This window comes from Priestia koreensis, from assembly GCF_022646885.1.
Classification (GTDB): Bacteria; Bacillota; Bacilli; order Bacillales; family Bacillaceae_H; genus Bacillus_AG; species Bacillus_AG koreensis_A.
In genome coordinates, this window is record NZ_CP061868.1 from 3,594,388 (window position 1) to 3,612,583 (window position 18,196).

Annotated in this window: 15 protein-coding genes; 2 read left to right on the forward strand and 13 right to left on the reverse strand. The window is 40.9% G+C overall.

The window, feature by feature from the left end; genetic code table 11:
• The 3 genes from IE339_RS18925 to IE339_RS18935 are packed head-to-tail and all read right to left on the reverse strand — an operon-like array spanning nucleotide 1 to nucleotide 5,004.
• Nucleotides 1-2,274 carry a sugar phosphate nucleotidyltransferase gene (locus tag IE339_RS18925; protein WP_242170126.1) on the reverse strand — a complete coding sequence of 758 codons (2,274 nt, stop codon included), beginning with the start codon at nucleotides 2,272-2,274 and terminating at the stop codon, nucleotides 1-3.
• A complete protein-coding gene (locus IE339_RS18930; RefSeq protein WP_242170128.1) occupies nucleotides 2,271-4,541 on the reverse strand; it encodes a glycosyltransferase in 2,271 nt (756 codons plus the stop codon). The genes IE339_RS18925 and IE339_RS18930 overlap by 4 nt, the downstream gene beginning before the upstream one ends.
• Entirely contained in the window at nucleotides 4,528-5,004 is a 477-nt protein-coding gene (locus IE339_RS18935) for a DUF4912 domain-containing protein (RefSeq protein ID WP_242170130.1), read from the reverse strand. Before IE339_RS18935 ends, IE339_RS18930 begins: the two co-directional genes overlap by 14 nt.
• Before the next feature lie 259 nt (nucleotides 5,005-5,263).
• Between IE339_RS18935 and IE339_RS18940 the strand changes: the two genes are divergently transcribed.
• Complete coding sequence (locus tag IE339_RS18940; protein ID WP_242170132.1) at nucleotides 5,264-5,638, forward strand: hypothetical protein; 375 nt, start codon at nucleotides 5,264-5,266, stop codon at nucleotides 5,636-5,638.
• Nucleotides 5,635-6,090: an endolytic transglycosylase MltG gene (locus IE339_RS18945; RefSeq protein WP_242170135.1), complete on the forward strand. Its 456-nt coding sequence runs from the start codon at nucleotides 5,635-5,637 to the stop codon at nucleotides 6,088-6,090. Before IE339_RS18940 ends, IE339_RS18945 begins: the two co-directional genes overlap by 4 nt.
• 33 nt (nucleotides 6,091-6,123) lie before the next feature.
• Here IE339_RS18945 and IE339_RS18950 read toward each other — a convergent pair whose 3' ends face one another.
• From IE339_RS18950 to sodA, 10 genes are all read right to left on the reverse strand, one after another.
• Nucleotides 6,124-7,887, reverse strand: a complete 1,764-nt coding sequence (locus IE339_RS18950) for a methyl-accepting chemotaxis protein (protein ID WP_242170137.1) — start codon at nucleotides 7,885-7,887, stop codon at nucleotides 6,124-6,126.
• Between the two features lie 158 nt (nucleotides 7,888-8,045).
• On the reverse strand, nucleotides 8,046-8,705 hold the full coding sequence (phoU, locus tag IE339_RS18955) for a phosphate signaling complex protein PhoU (RefSeq protein ID WP_053402113.1): 660 nt from the start codon (nucleotides 8,703-8,705) through the stop codon (nucleotides 8,046-8,048).
• Nucleotides 8,706-8,770: 65 nt separating this feature from the next.
• Complete coding sequence (gene pstB, locus IE339_RS18960) at nucleotides 8,771-9,508, reverse strand: phosphate ABC transporter ATP-binding protein PstB (protein WP_397428575.1); 738 nt, start codon at nucleotides 9,506-9,508, stop codon at nucleotides 8,771-8,773.
• 60 nt (nucleotides 9,509-9,568) lie between these two features.
• Nucleotides 9,569-10,384: a phosphate ABC transporter ATP-binding protein PstB gene (gene pstB, locus IE339_RS18965; protein WP_242176242.1), complete on the reverse strand. Its 816-nt coding sequence runs from the start codon at nucleotides 10,382-10,384 to the stop codon at nucleotides 9,569-9,571.
• 32 nt (nucleotides 10,385-10,416) lie between these two features.
• The gene (gene pstA / locus IE339_RS18970; protein ID WP_242170141.1) at nucleotides 10,417-11,304 is read right to left on the reverse strand and encodes a phosphate ABC transporter permease PstA; all 888 of its coding nucleotides are present in this window, start codon (nucleotides 11,302-11,304) and stop codon (nucleotides 10,417-10,419) included.
• Nucleotides 11,304-12,227, reverse strand: a complete 924-nt coding sequence (gene pstC / locus IE339_RS18975) for a phosphate ABC transporter permease subunit PstC (RefSeq protein ID WP_242170144.1) — start codon at nucleotides 12,225-12,227, stop codon at nucleotides 11,304-11,306. Before pstC ends, pstA begins: the two co-directional genes overlap by 1 nt.
• Nucleotides 12,228-12,311: 84 nt before the next feature.
• Nucleotides 12,312-13,220 (reverse strand): phosphate ABC transporter substrate-binding protein, encoded by a 909-nt coding sequence (locus IE339_RS18980; protein WP_242170147.1) that lies wholly within the window; start codon nucleotides 13,218-13,220, stop codon nucleotides 12,312-12,314.
• Between the two features lie 456 nt (nucleotides 13,221-13,676).
• A complete protein-coding gene (locus IE339_RS18985) occupies nucleotides 13,677-15,806 on the reverse strand; it encodes a peptidoglycan D,D-transpeptidase FtsI family protein (RefSeq protein WP_242170148.1) in 2,130 nt (709 codons plus the stop codon).
• Between the two features lie 203 nt (nucleotides 15,807-16,009).
• Nucleotides 16,010-17,305 (reverse strand): MFS transporter, encoded by a 1,296-nt coding sequence (locus tag IE339_RS18990; protein WP_242170151.1) that lies wholly within the window; start codon nucleotides 17,303-17,305, stop codon nucleotides 16,010-16,012.
• Between the two features lie 124 nt (nucleotides 17,306-17,429).
• Nucleotides 17,430-18,038 carry a superoxide dismutase gene (sodA, locus tag IE339_RS18995; protein WP_242170153.1) on the reverse strand — a complete coding sequence of 203 codons (609 nt, stop codon included), beginning with the start codon at nucleotides 18,036-18,038 and terminating at the stop codon, nucleotides 17,430-17,432.
• Nucleotides 18,039-18,196 lie beyond the last annotated feature (158 nt).

Consider the following 18,196-nt stretch of genomic DNA (forward strand, 5'->3'; position numbering starts at 1 on the left):
TCACACCCTCTGATATTCTTTTATTTTTTCAATAAAATACGAAAGTGACTGTTCGGCGATTTGCTGATTAGTAGCCTGTGAATAGATCGTTAAAATAGGCGCATACGAATCTGGCAAGATGAGCGTCCAGCTTCCGTCATCATGGAAAATTTTTATCCCATCAATAAGCTCCTTATCGAATGCTTCTTCACTTAACTTACGCAGGACTTTTCCCTGTACCTCCCACGGACATTCGATATGTTCTTGTAGCATATGCACAACGGGGAGGTCGGCTAGTAGTTCAGAAAGAAACGAATTTTTAACCGCGATAAGCTCCAAAAGCTGGCATAGGGCGTACAAGGCATCGGTCTGAAACTGAATAGGGGCTCTTGCCCTTATTATATCTCTCTTTTCTTTTTTGGTTCGTAGTGACGTACACCTAAAATGCTTGATCACCTGATCAAACGTCGACGGTGCGTGAACAGGAAGAGGGATTTCTTCATTATTTTTCACCATGCATTCACTTAGAACATACAAGGAGAGCATCTCCATTTCCGTCAGCTTCCGCCCTGTTTCATCAAACAAAACAAATTCATCACCATTTGAAGAAATGTTAATTCCGAGAAACGCTTTTTGTTTCGCAATCATATCGCTCATTTCTTTGTCATTAATAGAAGGAGCTACGTGAATACACTCAACGCGAAGGTCTCGGCAAATTTGCAGCAAAACGTCTCTCATATAAGACGGACAGCTAACGACAATAAAAGCATTGACGCTTAAAATTTTAGGAATGTGAAACGAATAAACAAGTGAATCTACATATCCCTCTCGATCAAAGAGAGCCTGTTCTTTATAGCCCACTCGGTTCGAGGAATATAAACGCTCATTTGCCCAAAAAGCTTGTTCTAGCTGCCATTCTAGGCTTGACTCTAGCAACTCTCCATTGCCTTGGTAATATTCGATCTTTACTTCATGTTGCGATGTGCTAACATGCAATCCAAAAGTAGCCTGTGTGGTCATGACCATATGCTGTAGACAAGGAACTGACAAACTATGTAAATCCTTTATTTCATAGCCTTGAAGCTGTAGTGAATGTGCCACAAGCTCCTTCATATGAAACGAATCACGGTCTCCGTCACAGGCAATATACATCGTCGCACCATCTGTATAAAGAGAGGCAAATGCCTGACCAAGCCTCATCAGAAATTCCGACGTAATCTGAAAAAGTGGCTTGATCATCTGACCTTTTGAAAAAAGTGGCTCTCCTCTACTCAACGTTTGACGATCGTCACTAGACGTAAAAGGACTGCCATCTTCTCCGCTTTTTTTTATGGTAGAGCGGGCATGGTCTCCGCAGTGAATCATGACGCTGTGTAAGTGACTTTCTTTTTGTACGTCGTTTTGACCTAGTAAAATACTATACTGAACGGTAGAGTCCGTGCCAATTCGGCAATTAGGCCCCACTACAGCGTAAGGACCTACTACAGCCCGTTCTTGAATTTCTGTATGAGCTGCGATATAAATCGGGGGAATCAAAATGACTTCCTCCCCAATCGTCACGTTGTCCTCAATCATTACGTAGTCTGACTGCTGCCTTCTCATCGCGTCCCAATGTGCTTTTTTATAGTGACTAACCTGCCCAATATCGACCCAATACGGGTTTGTATAATAAGCAAAAATAGATTCACTTGCCGCAAGCAGGGTAGGAATGACATCAAGGCTAAAGTCAACTTTATGACCCTCTTGGATATAAGAAAGAGCCCGGGGTTCGAGAATATAAATACCGGTATTAATTCGATCACTCATTACTTCATGACGCTTTGGTTTTTCAATCACCTTTTCGACATGACCTTCCCCGTCACAAATGACCACTCCGTAATGAAAGGGATTTTCCACTTCCTTTGTCACCATCGTCATAATCCCGTGATGATTTCTGTGAAAATCCATCACTTCTGTTAAATTCAAATCAGTAATAGAATCTCCGCTCATAACAATAAAAGGCTCTGTGAGAAAATGAGCTAAGTGCGAAAGACTTCCCGCTGTTCCGAGCGGCTCTTCTTCAATAAAATATTGAATAGATACGCCCCACTTCTCTCCGTTACCGAAGTAAGTCATCACCGTTTCTGGCAGATATTCAAGCGTAATCATAATATCTGTAACGCCATACTCCTTAAGAAGATTAATTGTATATTCTAAAACAGGCTTGCCAAGTAATGAAAGCATAGGCTTTGGAACGTGTTTTGTCAGAGGATACAACCTGGTTCCTTTACCGCCTGCTAAAATGACTCCCTTCAAGTCGATATCCCCTTTCCGTTGCGATAATGACCAATTTCTGAACTAAAAAGCTCACTCGTATCAATAGCAACCTTATTCCAACTAAATTCCGTAATAGCGTGCTTTTTGCCTCTAGACGCCATCTCCGCTGCTCGATTCGCATCCCTCATCAGCCATTCAATTTGCTCACAAAGACTTTCTGAACTTCCAGGCGTCATTTTCAAACCGGTCACACCGTGCTCTACAATGCCTTTTAATCCGCCCGTATCAGATACAATCGTTGGTTTGTTTGCTACCATTCCTTCTAGAGCTACAATCCCAAATGGCTCATATAAGCTTGGAAACAGTACATAGTCAGCAAGAGATAAAAACTGATTTCGTTCGTCATCTGATATATACCCAACAAACAATACGGTTCGTTGAAGTTGCTTGTCACTTACTAACTGGCGGAGCTCTGCGAGAAGCGGACCCTTACCTGCAATCACAAATTGAATCGTTGGGTATTTTTCTACTAAGGTTTCTGCCGCCTCAATAATCGTTTGAAAACCTTTTTCATACACGATTCGGCCAATCGAAAATAACATCGGTCCTTGTGACAACTCGTGCTTCTTTTTTAGCTGACTATGTTTCGTGTGGGAGATCATCATATTTGGGTCGATTCCGTTTGGAAAAATGGATATTTTCTCCTCCGGAACATAAAATAAACGTGTAAGTTCTTCTTTCATATACTGACTGCACACAATGAGCGCATCCGATTGTTTGACGAGGCGTTCTTCTTTTTGATGAATTGTCTTTTGTAGTTCGTTGAAGATCCCGTTATTTCGTCCGTGCTCTGTTGCATGAATCGTCGTAATAAATGGAACAGCTAGATGCTCTGCAAGAACCTCAGTCGCTTCACCTACTAGCCAATCATGCGCATGAACGAGGTGAAAGGAAACTTGCTTTCCAAGCTTCATTCCCTGTCTCATCATCGCTGCATTGAGACTGCTCACCCACAGGAGAAAATCTTGATGATGTGGTTGCAAACTCCGAACGCGATAGACGTGAACCCCATACAACCTCTCATAAGATGGAAGTCCTTCTACGAAAGCCGTAATCACATACACGTTATGACCGAGGTCGACAAGCGCTCTTGATAAATCAAACACGTGTCTCGCTAATCCACCAACGACTAAAGGTGGAAATTCCCATGAAAGCATTAAAATATTCATGCCCTCTTTTTTAGCAGGTGGGGCGAACGGCTGAAGCGATGGATGCCTGAATGATGCCAAATCGTAAAAACGCGCTACGTAGGATAGCCATTTCGGCAGCGGTGACACGTAAGATTCTGTTCGATCCTGCCGCACATTAGCAGCTAGCGTTTTAAAATAAGTGAGCAGGGAGATAAAATAGCTCTCTGCATTAAATCCGGATAGATCGTTCTTCCCTTTTAAAAACATCTCGTGACTCAAGAGCATCCATACCGACACGAGTTCAGTAAACTCCACCGTCTTCGCATCTAAGCGATACGTTGGGTCATTCGCAAGCTCAACAATCGTCCTCTCCATGAAATGAAGCGCTCGGACGATCCATTCATTTTGTTCGGTTATGTGAATTTCTTTTTGTGGATTGACTCGTTCTCGTTCGTGCTGCAGTCCATTTATAAACGGGTAACAGCTCGTCATAACGTCGCCGTTATTCGCCTCTTCGAAACAAACGAGCGTCGTTTGAAGCGATGAAACGTGAATGTGGAGCTGCTGTGTTTCAACATGATCACGACGAATCCCCAAAAATGCGGTATGAACGCCGTTTTCTCGCATCACACAATCGGATACATCATCAAAATGAGAAAAAGGAAAGTAAAAGGCTGATGGCCTACACCCTAACACCGATTGACAAAGACGTAATGCATCGGATATTTGTGCCTGAAGGGATTGCTTTGTCAAAAGCCAAGGCGTATACACACCGGTTAATGGCTTCAGGCATAACGTAATTTGTCCTTTTGTAATAAATCGTTTAAAGGTGGCCAAAATATCGTGTCTACACGCTTCAAAGGCGGTACTTCCATCATCAGTTGACATTCGCTCGCGTATTTTTTCTTGGATTGTTGAGTGTGCAAGTAAAGCGATGGTAAAGGGAGATAATACGAGAATCATTTCAGAAGAGGGTTGTTCTTCTAGCAGCTTTAGCGCAGGAAAATAGATCTCAACTACTTCCTGACAAATGCGTTCAAAAAGCAACTCTTCGTCATTCTCGTATTTTATATAGCATTCTTCTTGATCAATGAAAATATAATTAGTGAGGGTCATAGCTAGTCACCTTATTCGTTTCTAAATAACAAGAGTACGTACTGAACGTTTCTTTCCAGGCTGGGGGAGGTTCTTCGTCCTGCTTCCATCCTTCATTTGTAAGAGAGCGTTCTGAATCTACATAAACAAGATTAGAACGAAGCAAAGCAAAGTACTGGTCGTTTGGCAGCGTAACGCCTATTTCCGCAATATACGCCCCCTGAGCGAGGTCATCCATGAAGAAAGACGATTGATTAGACGAAACGTCGTAATCCTTGAACTGGTGCGCATTATGCCCATTGAATGAAATACCTGTTACTTCATTCAGCCGCAACGTTTTTGTGCATGTTGCCCACGTTAATCCAAACATATTTCTTAATAATGTTTGTGTTTCCCTAGAGGCACTCCAGTATAAATAGATGGACTGATTATTTCGATTGATGCCTATACATTGGTCTATATTTTCGCTTATTATGTGATCCAAAACTGGTCCCCTGCCTCTTTTCAAAACGGTCACGCCTGTTTATTTTAATTTCTTATTTCTATCTTACCATCATCAAAAACAGCCTACAATAAACGCATTTTGTCGATTTAGCACAGATTTTGCTTCACGATTCGTGGAAAAACTCTATAACTTTTAAAATTTACATGATAAGATAAAGCAGGAAATCATTCCAATTATTAAATAATGAGAAACTCGTCATGTAATTGCAAAACATCTTATTGATATTTGAGGTGATTCAATGAAACTCGTATTTATTATTTTAATCGTGACTAGTATTCTGCTTTACCTTTTATCCTTTCTCAAAAAGGATCGTCTGAAGGCATTAGAGAATCAGGTCGAAACGCTGTCTCTTACAATGATGCAGGATCAATATCAGGTAAATAAAAAAATTGGACTTCTTCAAGAAGAGCTGCTGATGGACCACTCCCCGATTCATGTTGCTACAGCAAAAAAGGAACAGCCTAAAGCGGTCGAACATCCACTCGTTCAAAAACAAATTGTAGAACTGATTCAAAACGGAGTATCTCCTAGTGAAATTGCCACTACATTGTCTTTATCCATCCAAGATATTTTAGTTACTGTAGAAAAATACAAGCGAGGTCGTACGGAATGACTGCATCTACTATTCGATCCTTTTCCTTTGGACTGTTGCTTGCCACCTGTATTATTGGAATTGTCTATTACACATCGATGGAACAAACCATTGCCAAGCCGCAGGAACGGATTCCGAAACTGACTGAAAAAAGCGCAAAGAGTTTTCTAGAGGAAAAAGGGTACAAAATCGTGTCTAAGCAGGAATGGACACAGCCACAGAGTGAACAGAAACCGGACAAACCGGTTTTGTCTCAGCCAACGCCACCTTTGAATGTAACCATCACTGTTTCAGCAGGTACTACGAGCAGCGACGTTGCTAACGCGCTTCAAAAGCAAGGTGTTATTAAAAATACGAGTGACTTTATTCAATACTTAACAGATCATCAGCTCAATCAAAAGATTCAAATCGGTACTTACAAAATTAAACAAGGCATGAGTATCGTTGAAATTAGCAAAATCATTACGCAATAAAAGGAGGCCGCTTAAAGCGCCTCCTTCTTTTTGTTAAATCGTAAAACGCTGCACGCTCTGTGTCAGATGCTCAGCATGATTTTCGAGCTGTGTGATACGTGTTAACATATGTTCAATTTCTTGATCTTGCTCTTGAATGGACGCTGAAAAATACATCGTTCCTGACGTAAAGTCTTGAGAAGTAGCGGCCACTTCCTGAAATGAATCTCGAACAAGACTTCCCTTCTCGTTAAGTCCCTGTAGCGCTGTAGAAATATGCAAAATACGATTCGTCATATTTTCTACCTCTTCTTCAATATGAAAAAACTTTTGATTCGTTTCGGCCATTTGAGTGCTTCCTTCTTCTACTTGGGTATATCCATGTTGCAATGATTGCATCGTATCACGTGAGACGGACTGAATGGTTGCCGTCATAGTCGTAATATCGCGGACCGCATGATTCACTTGAGAGGAAAGCTTTCTGACCTCATTTGCTACAACTGCAAATCCCTTCCCAAATTCCCCTGCTCGTGCAGCTTCAATGGTTGCATTTAATGCGAGTAGATGGGTCTGAGCAGCAATATCCTTCACAATAGCCACTAGTTTTGAGATTTCCTCTGATTGCTTTTGCAAATCCTGCACTTTTTCGTAGGATTGCATAACCACTTCATTAATTTGCTTCATTTTATTCATTGAATAGTTCATAGAACGGCTTCCTATGTATGTTAATTCTTTAACATGCTGTGAGGATTTCTCTAAAAATTTTCCTGATACGGCAACTTGATGAACGTCCTCAGAAAATGCTTCAATCGTTTCATTAATCACCGTTGCGTGCTCAGCTTGAACTGTTGCATTGCTTGCCAGTTCTTGAACAGCTCCTGAAATATCTTCACTTTTTCTCCTCACCGCTTCAGCTGAATGTAGTAAGCCCCTACTTTGTCCTCGAAGCTCATCTGACACCGAAAATAGATGAGTAACCGTTTCTCGCAAATGATCTGTCATGCGCTGAACGGTCTTTGTTAAGCGACCGATCTCGTCATTTGACTCATAAATACGCTGTGGAACAGCTAAATTTCCGCTCGCAATTTGTTCAGACGTATAGACAACGTTGTTTAGCTGGTGACGAATGACGCTTGTAAAAAACGTGACAATCAGAACACTTACAAGCAGAATGATCACGACAGACAAAATCAAAGCAAGCATCACGTAGTTCTGAAGCTTAGCAGAGGTTGTGTAGGCATGTTCACTTTCCTTCAGTGCTTCCTTACGCAATTCTGCAAGAGTCGCCACGTTCTGATCACGCAGGCTTGAAATATCTTTTCTAGCTGACGTATAAATGGCGGTATCCATTCGTACAACAGCAGGCGCCACAGTCGAAATAAACGTATCATCAATCTTCTTGTTATTATCTTTAATTCTGTTTAACCATTTCTTCTGATTCGCACTAGACGTATCGACTGTCACTTTATATAGCAGTTCATTGAGCTCATTTCGAGCAGCTCGATATCCCTTTAAATCGTCTTCTTTTAAAAAAGTGATATAGTCCGCAATACGGATATCCTTTGCTCGTATTAAAGAGCCCATTTCCGTAATTACAACCGCCCGCTTGCTTTTTTCGTTAATAACTTCTGTCTCACCTGCAATGCTTCTTAATGACACGCCAACTACTAAAGTCGTAATGGCAATTAAAACAAATATAAATCCAAACACCAATCCAATTTTTTTACTAACATTCAAATTGGCCCACTGTTGTTTCCCTGGAAATGCAGAGAGCTTCTTTAACGAACGCTCCCTTATTCTTTTTGTTCCTTCCCACATATGCTTTCCCCCGCTATTTGTAAGTCTAATTACCTCCTTTAGAGTAATTCATTTGACCTATAAAAGGCGGGTATTAACCAACTTTTAACAACACTTTTACATTCCTTAACATTTCTATCCACAAAAAAAAGCCCGTTTGCTTGGGCTTCTTTTGCTACTTAATGATTAAGATCATATAAATGGCCAGTCACTAAATAAATAATGTTTTCACTAATGTTTGTAATGTGATCACCGACGCGTTCGATGTTTCGACAAATGAACGAAAGCTCCGTAATTTGCTTTACGTCTGACGTGCGGATCGCCATTAGCTCCATAAGTTCCGTAATAATCTTTCCATACATCTCATCAACCGTATCATCTTTTGCAGCAATTTCTTTCGAGAAGTTGACGTCTTCTGAATAAAACGCTGTAACGGCATCTAATAACATCTGCTGAACAAACTGCATCATTTTTGGAATGTCCTCAATCGGCTTAATAAGAGGCTGATCTCCAATACGAAGCGTTGACTTTGCAATGTTCACCGCTAAGTCACCAATTCGCTCTACGTCCGATGAAATTTTAATCGCTACCACAATGCGTCGTAGATCAGAAGCTACGGGCGCCTGTTTCGCCATAACAGCAATCGCTTTATTATTAATATCTAATTCCATCTGATTAATAACATTATCTTCATCGAGTACTTGCTTTGCTTTTTGTAAATCTTGATGCTGAAGGCTGTAAATGGCTTTGTCTAATGCTTTTTGTGCGAGCTCTGCCATGTTTAGTAGTTGATCTCTTAATTGTTTAAGCTCCAAATCAAAACTTTTACGAACGTTCATTGCTCTCCACTCCCTGAGATGATTTACAAATCTATAAACCGATATTTATGGCTGTGTTGAATGACTTATCCAAATCGTCCGGTAATATAATCTTCTGTTTGCTTTTTCTCAGGATTCGAGAAAATTTTATCCGTTGCATCAATTTCTACAAGCTCACCCATTAAGAAAAAGGCTGTTTTGTCTGACACACGAGCAGCCTGCTGCATGTTGTGTGTCACCATCACGATCGTGTACTTTTTCTTCAACTCGAGCACAAGCTCTTCAATCTTAATCGTTGAAATAGGGTCTAGCGCAGACGTAGGCTCATCCATTAACAGTACATCTGGTTTTGTAGCAAGAGCACGCGCAATGCACAAGCGCTGCTGCTGTCCACCAGACAGCCCTAGAGCAGGAGCATCTAAGCGATCCTTTACTTCATCCCACAGTGCTACGTCCTTTAAGCTTTTTTCTACTAACTCATCAAGCTCTTTCTTCTTTTTAATTCCGTGAATTCGCGGCCCGTACGCAACGTTGTTATAGATTGACTGAGGGAAAGGGTTCCCTTTTTGGAACACCATTCCGACGTTTTTACGTAAATCTACAAGATCCACTTTTGAATCCAAAATATTCATTCCGTCGTAATTAATTTCACCGGACATTTTCACGCTAGGATTTGTGTTAATCATTAAGTTTAATGTTTTAATAAACGTTGATTTCCCGCATCCAGACGGACCGATAATCGCCGTAATTTCGTTTCGATAAATGGGAAAGCTAATATTCTTTAAAGCATGATTTGTTCCATACCATAAATTTAAATCCTTCATTTCAAAGGCTGCCGATTTCGTAGCCCGCTTTGTTAAAGTCTCAATCATATAAAAGCCTCCTTAACCGAATCTTCCAGAAATATAGTCTTCTGTTTGCTTTTGAGATGGACGTGTAAAAATTGTTTCTGTCTCATCATACTCTACTAAATCTCCGTTCAAGAAAAAGGCCGTTTTATCTGAAATACGAGAAGCCTGCTGCATGTTATGCGTCACGATAATAATGGAATACTCTTTCTTTAAATCGAGAATCAGCTCTTCAATCTTTGCGTTAGAAATAGGATCTAGCGCTGATGCTGGTTCATCTAGCAACAAGACCGTTGGCTTCATTGCAAGCGTTCGGGCGATACAAAGACGCTGCTGCTGTCCACCGGAGAGAGAAAGAGCCGAATCGTGAAGACGATCTTTGACTTCATCCCATAGCGCTGCTTTTCGTAAGCTTTCTTCAACAAGCTGATCTAAGTCGCCTTTTCGCTTCGTTCCAGCAAATTTTAACGCGTGAGTAATATTGTTATAAATGGACTTTGGAAATGGATTTGGCTTTTGAAACACCATTCCAATTTCTTTTCGAAGCTCAACTAGATTCACATCTCCGCGTAAAATATTTAAATCCTCATACATGATTTCTCCCTCTGCACGTGCTCCGGGGATTAAATCGTTCATGCGATTAATGCTTCGTAAAAACGTCGACTTTCCGCATCCAGATGGACCAATTAAAGCTGTTACCGCATGCTGATGGATATCAAATGAAATGGAATTGACCGCGCGCTTCTCACCATAATAAATGCTCAAATCACGAATTTTCAAAATGTGTGGCTGTGCGTTCACCATTTCTGCACGCTCATCAAGAACTGTGTTTCGTTCCAATTCCGCTACCATTTTTCCCATTGACAGAACCACCTATCTTTTAATTATTTTGATGCTGTTATTTTTTTATGAATAAAGCTACCGATAAATCGAGCTCCTAAATTGAAAATTAAGACTGATAATACAAGTACAGCCGAAGCGCCGTTTGCAACTTCTTTTACGTCTGGAATCAAGCCTTGTGTGTTAACGGCCCAGATATGAACAGCTAACGTTTCTGCCGGTCGGAAGATGTTAAGCGGTGACGTTGCAGAGAACGGATTCCAGTCGGCATAATTTAAGATTGGTGTGGTTTGTCCTGCTGTAAATAATAATGCGGCCGCTTCCCCAAACACACGTCCTGAAGCTAAAATGGCCCCTGTTAAAATAATGGGAAATGCACTTGGCAAGATAACGGTCTTAATCGTATGCCAGTGAGTGATACCTAAAGCCAAACTTGCTTCTTTTTGTTCTTTCGGAACAGAGCGAATCGCATCTTCACTTACACGAACCATAACAGGAATATTAAATACCGTTAGCGCTAGTGCACCACCGATGATGCTATATCCCCAGCCTGTAAGGTTAACGAACATAAGTAAACCGAACATCCCGATTACGATTGATGGAAGAGAAGCTAATACTTCAATACACGTACGAATAAAGTTTGTTACTTTTCCTGGCTTTGCGTACTCAGCCATATAGATGCCCCCGCCTACTCCAAGCGGTACCGTAATAAGCATCGTAATAATTAAAATATAAAAGGAGTTAAATAACTGATCGCGGATACCAGCACCCGCCATAATATTACTCGATGGAGTCGTTAAAAAGTTTCCAGAAATATGACTCACACCGTTGATTAAAATATACGAAAATAATCCAACGAGAATCGCAACGATGATAAAGGCAATTAATGAGAACACGCCCGTTGCAATTTTATCAGCTGTTCTACTATTCATTAAAACTTCCTCCTAGCAGATAAGTAACGGATAATCATGATGAAGATGAAAGACATCACTAGTAAGATTAAGCCCATTGACCATAGTACGTTGTTTTCTAAGCTTCCGAACGTTGTATGTCCCATGTTCAACGTAATAATCGTTGTTAAGGTAGCTGATGGATCTAAAATACTGCTAAATAAATTACGCGTATTACCAATAACCATTTGAACCGCTAATGCTTCACCAAATGCACGAGCCATCCCTAACACGACAGCTGTTAGTAATGATGGAAGCGCAGCTGGAATTAATACTTTACGAATCGTCTGCCAGCGTGTTGCACCGAGAGCATACGAACCTTCACGTAAGCTGTTTGGCAATGCGCTCATTGCATCTGTTGCAATGGTTGTAACCGTCGGTAAGATCATTACTGCAAGGACGATCATACCGGATAATAAACTAAAACCTAGTCCTCCAAAATGTTCACGAACAAATGGCACTAACACTGTAAGCCCTATGAATCCATAAACAACAGATGGAATACCAACTAATAATTCAATAACAGGCTGTAATACTTTTCGCCCCCATGAAGGTGCGATTTCTGTCATGAAAATAGCTCCACCTATTCCTAACGGTGCGGCAATTAATGCAGCTAATACGGTAACAGCAAATGATCCTAGAATGAACGGAACTGTACCATATTCAGGGGAATCCCCACTAGGATTCCAATTCGTACTGGTTAAGAACTCAATTGGACTTACATCATTTTTCACAAATGCTTGTAACCCCTTTGTTACTAAGAAAATCGTAATCGCAAGCGTTGCGATAATCATAATCGCTGCACAAATCATCACAATTACTTTTCCTCTTACTTCATCCAAACGCCTATTTTTACTTGAATTAATCAGCCTTTCGCTGGCTGTTAACTTTATCTGTCTCTCCATTTTTAACACTCCCAATAACGGTATAATAGGGTAAGTACCTGTTTTACACGCACTTACCCTAGAATATAGCTAGTTGTGATCCTCTTACTTGATGTTACCTTCTGCGTCACGTTCTACTTTCATATCACCTGCAGAAATGTATCCTTGTTTCGGAATAATGTTCTTTTTCACTTCATCATCATTCATCATGTAATCAAGGAACGCTTTTGCCAATTCGTTAGGCTCCCCTTTAGTGTAAGAATGCTCGTACGCCCAAACTGGGAATTTACCTGATTTTACGTTTTCTTCTGTTGCTTTTACGCCATCGATTGCAAGTGGTGTCACTTTATCATCTGTGAAGTATGAAAGAGCTAAGTAACCAACGGCACCTTTTGTTTCAGCAACGATCTTTTTAACTGTGTTTGAAGAATCTTCAGTGATTCCTTCTGCTGGAGTAGCACCATCTAAAGCAAATTTATTAAATACCGCGCGAGTACCTGAAGAATCAGGACGGTTTACAAGAACGATCTTTTGGTCTTTCCCGCCAACTTCTTTCCAGTTCGTCACTTTACCTGTAAACACTTTAATTAAGTCTTCTTTTGAAATTTCTTTAATTCCCACTTCTGGGTTAACAGCTGCTGTCATTCCTACAACTGCCACTTTATGATCAACTAGCTTATCAGCTGGGATACCTTCTTTTTCTTCAGCAAATACATCAGAGTTTCCGATTTGTACAGAACCTTCAGCAACCTGACTAAGACCTGTACCGCTTCCTCCGCCGTTAACTTGGATGCTAACTTTTGGATTCTTCGCCATAAACTGTTCAGCTGCTGCCGCTACTAAAGGCTGCATCGCACTAGAACCAGAAACTACTAACGAACCTGACAACTCTTTTCCTCCGCTTCCATTTGACTTGTCTGAATCTGAAGCGCTGTTCGAATTGCCACATGCTGCTGCAACTACCATCGTTAGTGCAAGCACTACAAGAAGAGTAAGACTTTTAAAGCGTTTCATTCAACAATTCCTCCCACGTTTGATCTCTTTGTATTTTGTTTCTTTCTACATTTCCTACAATAAAGCCCAAGTATTAATTGTGTTTGAAGGGAGTGTAAAGGTTTTGTAAATCCTATATCTATCGTATTAGTTAAAAGGTCACTAAACTGGAGACAACTTCCTTTCCCATCCCATTCGCATGGTGAAATTAAATAAGCAGACCAGTGAATTTCCCATATCCGAAACGCAAAAGGATCGTAGTGAAAGATGCGGAGACTCCTACGGGATGAGCGAGTCAGCTGAGATCCCGCAGGAAACGAAGTGACGAGGAAGCTCACCGCTCGCCCCGTGGAAAGCGAAGCAATCTGAAACGAAGATCCGGACCAATAAACCGATTTCTCTTTTAACAGCATTCCCCCTACCCTTCGTACTCACAACAAAAAAGTCCACCCATTAACAGGTGGACTCACTAACTCTTTATTGAATTTTACTCACTTCAGATTCAATGCTTTTAGAAGACGTTTTGACGGAATTTTGATTCGCTTGACCCTGCTCCTCTAATTCCTTCTCTCCCTGCTCCTTCAACTTAAAGTAAGCATCCAACGCATCGCGACCAATCTCACGACTAATTCCATTCGGAGACGTCGTGTACGCATTCGGTACTACGACCGCAAATGCAACCTCAGGATTGTTATAAGGAGCAAATCCAACTAACGTAGAATTGTACGTCGGCTTCCCATTATAAAACGCTTGGGCCGTGCCTGTTTTACCTGCTGGATCATAACTTACACCTCTAAAGTAATTATAAGCCGTACCGTGTGGCTCCTGATAAACCTTTTTCATTCCTTCTTGCACCTGCTTAATATACGACTCCTTCATCGTAATACGATTTAAAATCGTTGGTTCGGCATGATACAATACGTTGCTTGGCTCATTTTTGTCAACCGTTGGCTCACGAATTTCCTTCACAATTTGCGGCTTCATACGATATCCACCGTTCGCAATCGTTGAAATATACTGCGCCATTTCAAGAGGTGTGTACGTGTCATACTGACCGATCGCAAAGTCAAGCGCTAAACCTGGTGTATGACTTTTCCCTTTGTAACCTGTCATCTCTTGTGGAAGATCAATCCCTGTCTTCACCCCAAGACCAAACTGGCTATAATATTGGCGCATCTCCTCAAAAATGGACGGACGAATATTTAATGAACCGTTGTACTTATAATCTGCGCCAGCCATTCGCATAATCGTCTTAAACATAAATACGTTTGACGACTCTTTTAAGGCACGCTGCAAATTAATAGGACCCATATTATGAGTCGACTTTTTCTCTTTTGTTCCTTTAAACTTAATCGGCGCATCGACTAAAAGCGTACTAGGCGTAATAGCTCCCGAATCAAGCCCTGCTAGCACTGTAGCCCCCTTAACCGCTGAACCCATTGCGTAAGCGGACGTCATATTACCAAGAGCAAAATCCTTCATTTCCATTTGACCAGTGTCAGGATTTTTCACAAGGCGTTTGCCCGCCATCGTCAGAACTTCTCCTGTACGCGGATCCATCATGACAATGAACGCACGATCTAAATATTGCGTCGTAGGCTTGGCTTTCGTTTTACGAAGCTCCTTCTCAATAGACTGTTCAACTGCTGTTTGCAGCGCCACATCAATTGTTAACGAAATATCCTTCCCGCGCTGTCCTTTATCAATCGTCACTTGATCAACAATATTCCCCGCACGGTCTTCAATATCTTTTGTTTGAGACTTTTCGCCTCGTAAAATGCTCTCGTACTGCTTTTCAATGTAGCTTGTGCCCACCTGCTCATTTCGACTGTATCCTTTAGAGAGGTAATAGTCTAAACTATCAAGAGGAATTCCTTCATTCGTAGACGAGATATTTCCAAAGAGGGTACGTAGCGTATCATTAAACACATAGTCACGATCCCAGTAAGTTGTCGTGTCTATACCTGGAAGCTCAGCCAGATGCTCACTCACTAATGCATACTCTTTTGGTGTCACACCCTCGTTCTTAATCGTTTGAGTTGTTTGCGTGTAGCCGCTATCCATTTCCCGTTTAATCGCGATGACCTCAAGCTCTTGTTTAGAAATGGACTGCAAATCCTTTTCAGTAATACGATCTAACTGCTTGTCGTAAATTTGCTTGTCCGTTAACTTGTTGTCACTAAACAACGCCCATTCTTTTTTCGTAATTTTTTGCTTCGCCTGCTTTGGGCGTGTTTGTAGCCAGTAATCTTTTTGATCACGTTCTGTTACTTTGCTCGTGTCTTTGTCGATATACTGAGCTAATTTCCGTGCGACACGCAGACGATCTTCCTGTGTCGTATTTGAGTAACGCGTATATGTAATGGCATTGAGCGGTTGATTATCAACCATTACACGATTGTAGCGGTCGAATATCTCACCTCGAGGCACGGGATTATTAATCGTTTTATCCTCTGTTTTTTCTACCTGTTTTTCATACGTTTTTCCATTCACAATTTGAACGATTCCTAACCGTAAAATCAAGGTGGAAAACAGGAGAAAAACAACCAAAAAAAGGACATTTAATCTGCCCGTTAGATGGGTTTTCTTTTTTTTCTTTTTCTTCATTTCAACACCTGCAATTCTACATTTTCCTCTAGTAGTACTATACAGGAGGTTGTTACGACTGAAAAGGAAAACCCCCTACCTTATAGAAAGAATAAGACCTGTCGATCACAAAACATACTTTTTTTGTCACAAACATAAGAAAAAAGAATAACCTCCCGTTTGCCCGAAGAACGTTTGTCTTCGACACGAGAGGCTTTTAAGAGCTAGACAGGTGATTCACCGTCCCCTTCGTTCAAAATAGGTGTAGGTGCTTTCGGTTGCGTAATTTCTTGCGAAGCTTGTTCTTCTTTTAATACGGATACATGGCGGACAAAGAAGTAGATGCACGTATGCCCCGCCCCTACAATAGCTAGTAAGACAGGAACACTAATACGTTCGTTAAAAAAGGCCACCGCGATAATAAAACCAATAATCGATGTCATACGCCCCATATTTAAAAAGAGCTCTCTCACAACGATAAATTCAATACGCTTTTTCCCTACATCTTGACACCTTCCAATCACATCATACGTTAAAGATGTGTAAGGGATAAGAAGCATAGGATAAGCTACAGCAATACAAATGGCATATAGAATTAAATTTACAAAGGAAAGATGAACAATTAAAAGGTAGACGGAAGCATATAGAATGAGTCCACCTGTTAAGATCGCCTTTAAACGGTGCTTTTTCTTCAATAGCCTTGAAACAAAGTAATAGCCTAAAAACGCAACAGCGGAGTTCACTAGTCCAAATGTTCCAAGCGCTAGTTCACTGCCCGTCGTAATAAATACCAACACTGAAACAACAAAGATAAACGTTCCCTCTCTTAATCCTTGAAAGAAATGAGCGTTTAATACAAGCTTCCAATCACGATTGGTTGTTCGTTCTGCAAGAACCTCTTTTAAGTAGTAATGACCTTCTGCAGCACGCCTTTGAAGAAAAAAGCTTGTAATGACAGCTCCTACAAAAAGAGCCAACGAAATTCCAAACACGACATTGTATCCACTAAAGCGAAACAGAGTGGAGATGATTACACCGGCCACAATGGGCCCAATCATACCAGCGGAAGAGTTTAGAATCCCTAAAAACCCGTTAAAAAAATCTCTTGTTTCTGGCTCCGTAATTTCAAACGTTAACACGTTAAACGCTAGCCAATAAAATCCGGCTCCAATTCCTTGAATTGCTCCAAACAGCACTAAAAACTGGTGAGCATGTTCCCCAAATACTAACACAGCAATGTAGAAGGCTGCCAAAAAGGAGACACCGAGCCGTAAAACAACCACTCGATCAATTTTTTTTGCCAATTTCCCAGCCAATAAAAAGGTAAGCGGTTGAAACGTTACAATCGATAAATTATAAATACCGATGTCCAACAATTCACCAGACTGTTTCCACAAATATATATTCACAAATGAATTAGATAGCGCAATACTTAATGCATATAATCCTCCAATGGTTAAGAGCAAAAGTAAGTCTTTGCTTACTTCAACTTCACCCATTACTTTCTTTAAAACACTCATGATAAAAACCCCTTTTTTCTTCTCCACTATAGTGTGTGGAAAAGAAAAGGAGTTATGTAAAAAGGATTTATTGGAAAACAAAAGCCGGCAGAAGTTTCTGCCGGCTTTTGTTCATAAGTAAAACTTATTTAGCGTTAGCGTAAAGTTTTGAAACCTCATCCCAGTTTACTACGTTCCAGAATGCTGAAATGTAGTCAGGGCGACGGTTTTGGTAGTTTAAGTAGTATGCGTGCTCCCAAACGTCTAAGCCTAGGATAGGTGTTTTACCTTCCATTAATGGGCTGTCTTGGTTTGGAGTGCTTGTTACTTCAAGCTCACCGTTGTTTACTACTAGCCAAGCCCAACCAGAACCGAAACGGCCTTTAGCAGCGTTTGCGAATTCTTCTTTGAACTCGTCTAAGCTACCGAATTTAGAGCTGATTGCGTCAGCTAATTCACCAGTTGGAGCACCGCCACCGTTTGGAGAAAGTAATGTCCAGAATAAGCTGTGGTTAGCATGTCCACCACCGTTGTTACGTACTGCTGTACGTACTGCCTCTGGTAAAGCTTCTAGATCAGAAATTAATTCTTCAACGCTTTTACCAGCTAGGTCATCATGACCATCTAACGCGCTGTTTAAGTTTGTTACGTATGTGTTGTGATGTTTTGTGTGATGAATGTTCATCGTTTCTTTGTCAATGTGTGGTTCTAGTGCATCATAAGCGTAAGGTAATTGTGGTAATTCGTAAGCCATAATTAATTTCCTCCTTCAATGTATGTACCTAATTTGAGGTGATTAACACCTTTTAAAGTAAGATTAGCAAATTCAGGCTATTGTTTCAAACAATTTGCCTAAAAGATTGCTTAACGACTATATAATTTCCACTTACCCTCAATGTATACCTGCTAAAC